This is a genomic window from Streptomyces sp. (genome assembly GCF_050698815.1).
Lineage (GTDB): Bacteria > Actinomycetota > Actinomycetes > Streptomycetales > Streptomycetaceae > Streptomyces.
The window spans coordinates 1-6,820 of the sequence record NZ_JBOHCV010000492.1; the positions used below are offsets into that span (position 1 = coordinate 1).

Annotated in this window: 6 protein-coding genes and 1 pseudogene; 3 read left to right on the top strand and 4 right to left on the bottom strand. The window is 70.9% G+C overall.

Annotation, left to right across the window (positions count from 1 at the left end):
- Positions 1–182 (top strand): annotated as a pseudogene (locus ACRDP3_RS17670) (hypothetical protein); the annotation flags it as partial.
- Between the two features lie 88 nt (positions 183–270).
- Here ACRDP3_RS17670 and glpK read toward each other — a convergent pair.
- The 4 genes from glpK to ACRDP3_RS17690 all read right to left on the bottom strand — a co-directional run bounded on the left by glpK (position 271) and on the right by ACRDP3_RS17690 (position 4,659).
- Complete coding sequence (gene glpK / locus ACRDP3_RS17675) at positions 271–1,779, bottom strand: glycerol kinase GlpK (RefSeq protein WP_431517924.1); 1,509 nt, start codon at positions 1,777–1,779, stop codon at positions 271–273.
- 68 nt (positions 1,780–1,847) lie between these two features.
- The gene (locus tag ACRDP3_RS17680) at positions 1,848–2,582 is read right to left on the bottom strand and encodes an MIP/aquaporin family protein (RefSeq protein ID WP_431517925.1); all 735 of its coding nucleotides are present in this window, start codon (positions 2,580–2,582) and stop codon (positions 1,848–1,850) included.
- A gap of 305 nt (positions 2,583–2,887) precedes the next feature.
- Entirely contained in the window at positions 2,888–3,541 is a 654-nt protein-coding gene (locus ACRDP3_RS17685; protein WP_431517926.1) for a response regulator, read from the bottom strand.
- Positions 3,538–4,659 carry a sensor histidine kinase gene (locus ACRDP3_RS17690; protein WP_431517927.1) on the bottom strand — a complete coding sequence of 374 codons (1,122 nt, stop codon included), beginning with the start codon at positions 4,657–4,659 and terminating at the stop codon, positions 3,538–3,540. The genes ACRDP3_RS17685 and ACRDP3_RS17690 overlap by 4 nt, the downstream gene beginning before the upstream one ends.
- 157 nt (positions 4,660–4,816) lie before the next feature.
- On the opposite strand from ACRDP3_RS17690, the gene ACRDP3_RS17695 reads away from it, so the two are divergent.
- Positions 4,817–5,035, top strand: a complete 219-nt coding sequence (locus ACRDP3_RS17695) for a hypothetical protein (RefSeq protein ID WP_431517928.1) — start codon at positions 4,817–4,819, stop codon at positions 5,033–5,035.
- A 103-nt stretch (positions 5,036–5,138) separates the two neighbouring features.
- Positions 5,139–6,599 (top strand): aldehyde dehydrogenase family protein, encoded by a 1,461-nt coding sequence (locus ACRDP3_RS17700; RefSeq protein ID WP_431517929.1) that lies wholly within the window; start codon positions 5,139–5,141, stop codon positions 6,597–6,599.
- The last annotated feature ends 221 nt before the right edge of the window (positions 6,600–6,820 follow it).

Here is a 6,820-nt window from a genome sequence, read left to right on the forward strand (position 1 = left end):
GTGATGCCGTGCGCGAGGCGCTCGACCTCGACGCGGGGGTGCCTGTGATGATGTGCGACGCGCGCAGCCGGGAATCCGCGCGCGACGTACTGATCTCGGTGGTCGAGCACGCGCTGCGCCGGGCCACTCCGCCGGCGGAGCAGCCGGGGCAGCCGGAGGCCCGCCCCGCCCCCGCGCACTGAGCGAACACGGGGCCGGGGCGGGACAGGCCGGTTACGGACAGACCGGTCAGGGACCGGCCCGGGGCCGCCTGCCGGCCCCGCGGACCCGTTACTCGCCTTCCTCCAGCCAGCCGAAGCTGCGCTGCACGGCCTTGCGCCAGTTGTGGTATTCCTTCTCGCGCTGCCCGGCGTCCATGCCCGGCGTCCACTCCGCGTCCCGCTTCCAGTGGCTGCTCAGCTCGTCCAGGTCCGACCACACCCCCGTCGCCAGCCCCGCCGCGTACGCCGCGCCCAGACAGGTCGTCTCCGCCACCACCGGCCGGATCACCGGCACTCCGAGCACGTCCGCCTGGTGCTGCATCAGCAGATTGTTCCCGGTCATGCCGCCGTCGACCTTGAGGCTGGTGATCTCGACACCGGAGTCCTGGTACATGGCGTCCACGACTTCTCGCGTCTGCCAGCTCGTCGCCTCCAGCACCGCGCGGGCCAGGTGTGCCTTGGTCACGAAGCGGGTCAGGCCGGTCACGACGCCGCGCGCGTCCGAGCGCCAGTACGGTGCGAACAGCCCGGAGAAGGCCGGGACGATGTAGGCGCCACCGTTGTCCTCGACGCTCGCCGCCAGAGTCTCGATCTCGGCGGCTTCGCTGATGATGCCCAACTGGTCGCGGAACCACTGCACCAGGGCGCCCGTGATGGCGATCGAGCCCTCCAGGCAGTAGGCGGCGTCCTCGCCTCCGAGCTGGTATCCCATGGTCGTCAGCAGGCCGCTCTTGCTGGGTACGGGCCGGGTCCCGGTGTTGAGAAGCAGGAAGGAACCGGTGCCGTAGGTGTTCTTGGCCTCGCCGACGCCGTAGCACGTCTGCCCGAACAGTGCCGCGTGCTGGTCGCCGAGTGCGGAGGCCACCGGCACCCCGGCCAGCTGGCCGACGGCCGTCCCGTACACCTCCGCCGAGGACTTGATCTCGGGCAGCACCGCCGCGGGCACGTTCATGGCGTCGAGGATGGACTGGTCCCACTGCAGGGTCTCCAGGTTCATCAGCATGGTGCGCCCGGCGTTGGTGACGTCCGTGACGTGCACCCCGCCGTCGGTGCCGCCGGTGAGGTTCCAGATGAGCCAGGAGTCGATGGTGCCGAAGGCGATCTCACCGGCGGCGGCGCGCTGCCGCAGCCCGGAGACGTTGTCGAGCAGCCAGGCGGCCTTCGGACCGGCGAAGTAGCTCGCCAGCGGGAGGCCCGTACGGTCGCGGAAGCGGCCCTGGCCGTCCGCACCGCCCAGTTCGCTGCACAGGGCCGAGGTACGGGTGTCCTGCCAGACGATCGCGTTGTGCACAGGCCGGCCGGTCGCCCTGTCCCACAGAACGGTCGTTTCGCGCTGGTTGGTGATACCCATCGCGCTGAGCTGGTCGGCGCGCAGGCCGGCTTTGGCGACCGCGCCCGCGACCACCGCCTGGACCTTGGCCCAGATCTCGGTGGCGTCGTGCTCCACCCAGCCTGGCTTGGGGAAGATCTGCCGGTGCTCGCGCTGGTCGACGGCGACGATGGCACCGTCCTGGTTGAAGATGATGCAGCGGCTGGAGGTGGTGCCCTGGTCGATCGCTGCGACGAACTTGTCCGTCATGGTCGCGTCCCCTTTTCCGGAACCGAAGTGCTGGAGAGCCTCCGGAGGCCCGGCAGGCCCCGGGAGAGTCAGAAGGCGTGTTTGAAGATGCCCGCCGAGACGGCGGCCCCGATGAACGGCCCGGCCACCGGGATCCAGGAGTAACCCCAGTCCGAGCCGCCCTTGTTGGGGATGGGCAGAAGTGCGTGGGCTATGCGGGGGCCGAGGTCACGGGCGGGGTTGATGGCGTACCCGGTCGGGCCGCCGAGGGAGAGTCCGATACCGACGACCAACAGCGCGACGATGAGCGCCAGCGTGCCCGTCCTGGCGAGCGCGGTGGTGGCGCCGAAGGCCAGGATCGGCAGCACCAGTGCGACCGTCGCGATGATCTCGGTGGCGAGGTTGGCGGCCACGTTGCGTATCTCGGGGATGGTGGAGAAGTTGCCCAGCGTGCCCTGGGCGAATTCCGGGTCGGCGTTGGCGGCGAACTGCGCGTAGTAGGCCACCCAGACGAGTACGGCACCGACGATGGCGCCGATCAGCTGCGACGCTATGTAGAGCGGCACGTTGCTCCACTGGCCGCTCTCCAGGGCGAGCGCCACCGTCACCGCGGGGTTGATGTGTCCTCCCGACAGCGGCAGTGCGGTGTAGGCACCGGCGAGCACACCGAAGCCCCACCCGAACGCGATGACGACCCAGCCGGATGCCTTGGCCTTCGAGAAGCGGAGATTGACGGCGGCACACACGCCGCCGCCGAAGAGGATCAGGAGCGCGGTGCCGATCACCTCGCCCGCGAAGATGTCCATGGTGGAGAACTGGTTCATGACGGCTCCTTGTCCCTCGGCCGGGGCGGTGACCCCGGACGTCCCTACGGGATGGTGCGTGACCTGGCTACGGAGCCGATGCCAGGAAAACGGCGGCTGAGCACGGACTGCCGCCCCACCCCGCGCGGCCTCCGCGACGAGCGTGTCGGCAGTGTTCAGCGCGGCTGAGGGGCCGTCAAGGTCACTCACATCATGGACGGCCGGGGCGGGAAGGTCATCGACATCGCGGTCGTGTCGGAGTGATCACCTCCGCTTTCGCCTGTTCTCGGCCCCGCCGTAGCCAGGCGCTACCGGCACCGAGGTGCTCAGGATTCCCCCGCGTCGTGTACCAGCAGCGCGATCTGTACCCGGTTGTTGAGGCCGAGTTTGGTCAGGACGCGCGAGACGTGGGTCTTGACGGTGGGCAGGGACATGTACAGCTCGGCCGCGATCTCGGTGTTGGACTTGCCCTCGCCGACCGCGCCCGCCACCTCCCGCTCCCGGTCACCCAGCCGCGCGAGCCGCTCCCGTGCCCGTACGCTCCGCGGCCCCTTGCCCGCGCCGCTCGACACCTGCGCGATGAGCTGGTGTGTCACCGCGGGGGAGAGGACGGGCTCGCCCGCGGCGACCTTGCGTACCGCCTCGACGATGTCCCTCGGCGGTGTGTCCTTCAGGACGAATCCGGCCGCGCCCTCCCGCAGGGCGCGCAGCACGTGGTCGTCGCTGTTGAAGGTGGTGAGCACGATGACCTCGGGCGGCCGGGGCAGCGCCCGCAGCGCCGCGGTCGCGGTGAGGCCGTCCACCGTGGGCATCCGGATGTCCATCAGGACGACGTCGGGTGAGTGCCGTGCGGCCAGGCCGGCCACCTCGCCGCCGTCCGCCGCCTCGCCCACGACATCGAGGTCGGGCGCGCCGCCGAGCATCAGCCGCAGTCCGGCCCGTACGAGAGGGTCGTCGTCGACCAGCAGTACGCGAATCACGTGTGCCACGGTAGCCAGGCGTGCAGCCGGAAGTCCTCACCGGTACGGCCGTACTCCAGCCGCCCGCCCGCCAGGGAGGCCCGCTCGATCAGGCCGATGAGGCCCTGGCCCGCGCCGGGTATGGCCGTCTCCGGCGCGCCGGCCGGCAGCGGGTTGCGCACCTCCACCGTCACGCCCTCGCCGGGTCCGCCGCCGACCGCCACGGTCACCGGAGCCTCCGGCGCGTGTTTACGGGCGTTCGTCAGGCATTCCTGCACGATGCGGTACGCGGTGCGACCCGCCAGCGCCGGTGCGGCACCGGGTTCCCCGATCCGCAGATCCAGCGCGACCAGGGTGCCCGCCGCACGGGACTCCTCGGCCAGCGACCAGACATCCGCGAGCGTCGGCTGTGGCCGGCCGCCGCCCTCCACCGCCCGCAGCACGCCGATGACCTCGCGCAGGTCCTCCAGTGCCTGATGCGCGCTGTCCCGGATCACTCCGGCCGCCCGCTGGATCTCCGGCTCCGGGGCGCCCGGATTGAACTCCAGAGCGCCCGCATGCACGCTCAGCAGCGACAGCCGGTGCGCCAGTACGTCGTGCATCTCCCGTGCCATCTCCTCCCGCGCCCCTCGCTTCGCCTCGGCCGCCGCCTGCTCGGCCTGTTCGCGCAGCGACACGATGAGTTCGCTGCGCGAGCGTGCGGCGAGGCCGCATGCGAAGGCCGCGGCGACCAGCGCGAAGTAGACGATCGCTGAAGCTGCCGGGGGGAGATCGGGATCCGGCCGGACGATCAGGTAGACGGGGAGGGGCGCCACCGTCAGGGCCGCGATCCACCGGCTGACGCGCCAGGGCCGGTGGGCGGCGACGGTGAAGAGCGCCACCAGCACCGGTCCGGTGACGAAGTGTGAGACGGAGCCGGTGAGTACCAGCACCACCACCAGCTGCACCGGCCGGCGCCTCCGCAGCCAGAGCGCGGCGCAGGCGAATCCGCCGACCAGCACATCGGCGACGAGCGCTTCCTCGGACGGGCCGCGGTCTGTTGTGACGGACTCCGAGGTCACGACCGAGAACGTGGCCGCGAAGAGGAACAGCGCGAAATCCGCGATCCAGTCGCGGAGCGTACGGCGGTGGCGGTGCACGTCGGCAAATCTAAGCGCCGAGGGGTCTCGCACGTGGCCCCGGACCGGACGGAGATACCTTCGGATGACAGCTGGCCACAAGGCCGGAACTTTGGTCGCCGCCGCTCGATCCCCTTGACCGATACCGGCTCCGAACTGACCTTTCCAGGCTTGAGAGATGAAGGCAATCCTCGGTTTCATCAGCTTCATGTTCATCTCCGCGGGCGTCACCGGCCTGCTCCGCCAGTGGTTCGACTGGGTCCCCCCGTTCTTCGGGTTCGTCCGCTACGTCATCCCCGACGGTGCCGAGGTCTACGGCTGCCTCGTGCTGACCGTGCTGGGCATCGCCGTGGGCGCCGCGGCCAACGCCGTACGCAAGAGCGAGGTCTTGGGCTAGTCCGGTCGGCGAACGAAACTCAGGTCAGGTCTGTGATCCGCGGCGGGAAGGCAGGAGACTCGGACCTGGACTGAAAGCCCGCGACCTCGGAATAGGACCAGCCATGACAAACCACCGTGACCTGCTCATCGGCGGTCAGGAGGTCCCGGCCGCCTCCGGCCGTACGGCCGAGGACCGCAATCCCTACACCGGCGAGGTGTACGCCACGGTCGCCGCCGCCGGTGCCGACGACGTGCGCCGGGCGGTGGCGGCGGCCGACGCGGCGTTCCCGGACTGGGCCGCGACCGGCCCGGCGACCCGTCGGTCGGTCTTCCTCAAGGCCGCCGACCTCCTCGAGGCCCGCGGCGAGGACGCCTCCGCGCTGATGGCGCAGGAAGCGGGCGGCAGCCGCCCCTGGGCGCTGTTCAACGTGCAGCTTGCGGCCGGCATGTTCCGGGAGGCCGCCGCCGCGGTCACCGCGCCACGGGGCGAGGTCCTCACCGCGCAGGACGGCGGCACCCTCAGCATGGCCATACGTGAACCGGTCGGTGTCGTCGCCGCGTTCGCCCCCTGGAACGCCCCGGTCATTCTCGGCACCCGCGCCGTGGCGGCACCGCTCGCCGCGGGCAACACGGTCGTGGTCAAGCCCAGCGAGGACGCCCCGCTGGCCTGTGGGTACTTCGTGGCCGACGTGCTGCGCGAGGCAGGGCTGCCGGACGGCGTACTCAACGTCGTCAGCAACGCCCCACAGGACGCCGCCGAGGTGGCCGAGGCGCTGGTGGCCGAACCGGCGGTCCGCGCCGTCAACTTCACCGGTTCCACCGGCGTCGGCCGCATCATCGGCAACCTCGCCGCGCAGCACCTCAAGCCCGCGGTCCTGGAGCTGGGCGGCAAGAATTCCGTCATCGTGCTGGAGGACGCCGACGTCGACTACGCGGTGGACGCCGCCGCGTTCTCGGTCTTCATGAACGCCGGACAGATCTGCATGTCCGGCGACCGGATCCTGCTGCACGCCTCGCTGGCCGAGGAGTTCACCGAGAAGTTCACCGAGAAGGTGGCTGGACTCCCGCACGGTGCGCCCACCGATCCGGGCACCGTCATCGGGCCGCTGGTCAGCGCCGCCTCGGCGGAACGGGTGGCGGCGCTCGTACAGGACGCGGTCGGCAAGGGAGCGAAGGTGCTGACCGGGGGAGGGGCGCCGGAGAACGCCGTGCACCCCGCCACCGTCCTCACCGGCGTCACGACCGATATGGACCTCTACCACGGCGAGGCGTTCGGCCCGGTCTGCACACTGACGACGTTCACCGACGACGACGGGGCCATCGCCCTCGCCAATGCCACCGAGCACGGGCTGACCTGCGGAATCATCACCGAGAACGGCACCCACGGACTCGCCGTCGCACGCCGGGTGCGCACCGGCATCGTGCACGTCAACGACCAGTCGGTGGCGGACGAACCGCAGGCGCCGTTCGGCGGCGTGAAGGCATCCGGCTACGGGCGCTTCGGCGGCCGTTGGGGCATCGAGGCGTTCAGCGACACCCGCTGGGTCACCCTGGCCGCGGGGCACGCCCACTACCCCTTCTGAGCAGGCCACCGGCCGGCCCGCGGTGCCGGCGGGGCGGCCGAGTGTCACGAGCACGTCACCAGACTCGTACACGCGTGTCCGGACCCCCTCAGCGGTGAACCACCCCGAAGATCCCGACGTCCACCATCACAGTACGGCGGCACGGGATCCACGGGGGTGGTTCCGTGCCGCCGTACTTCGCGTACGGATCAGTGCCGGCTGAGCGCGCGACGCCACACGGG

Coding starts and splice junctions, on each gene's coding strand:
- glpK (WP_431517924.1), bottom strand. CDS start 1,779: ATGACGGACAAGTTCGTCGCAGCGATCGACCAGGGCACCACCTCCAGC.
- ACRDP3_RS17680 (WP_431517925.1), bottom strand. CDS start 2,582: ATGAACCAGTTCTCCACCATGGACATCTTCGCGGGCGAGGTGATCGGC.
- ACRDP3_RS17695 (WP_431517928.1), top strand. CDS start 4,817: ATGAAGGCAATCCTCGGTTTCATCAGCTTCATGTTCATCTCCGCGGGC.
- ACRDP3_RS17700 (WP_431517929.1), top strand. CDS start 5,139: ATGACAAACCACCGTGACCTGCTCATCGGCGGTCAGGAGGTCCCGGCC.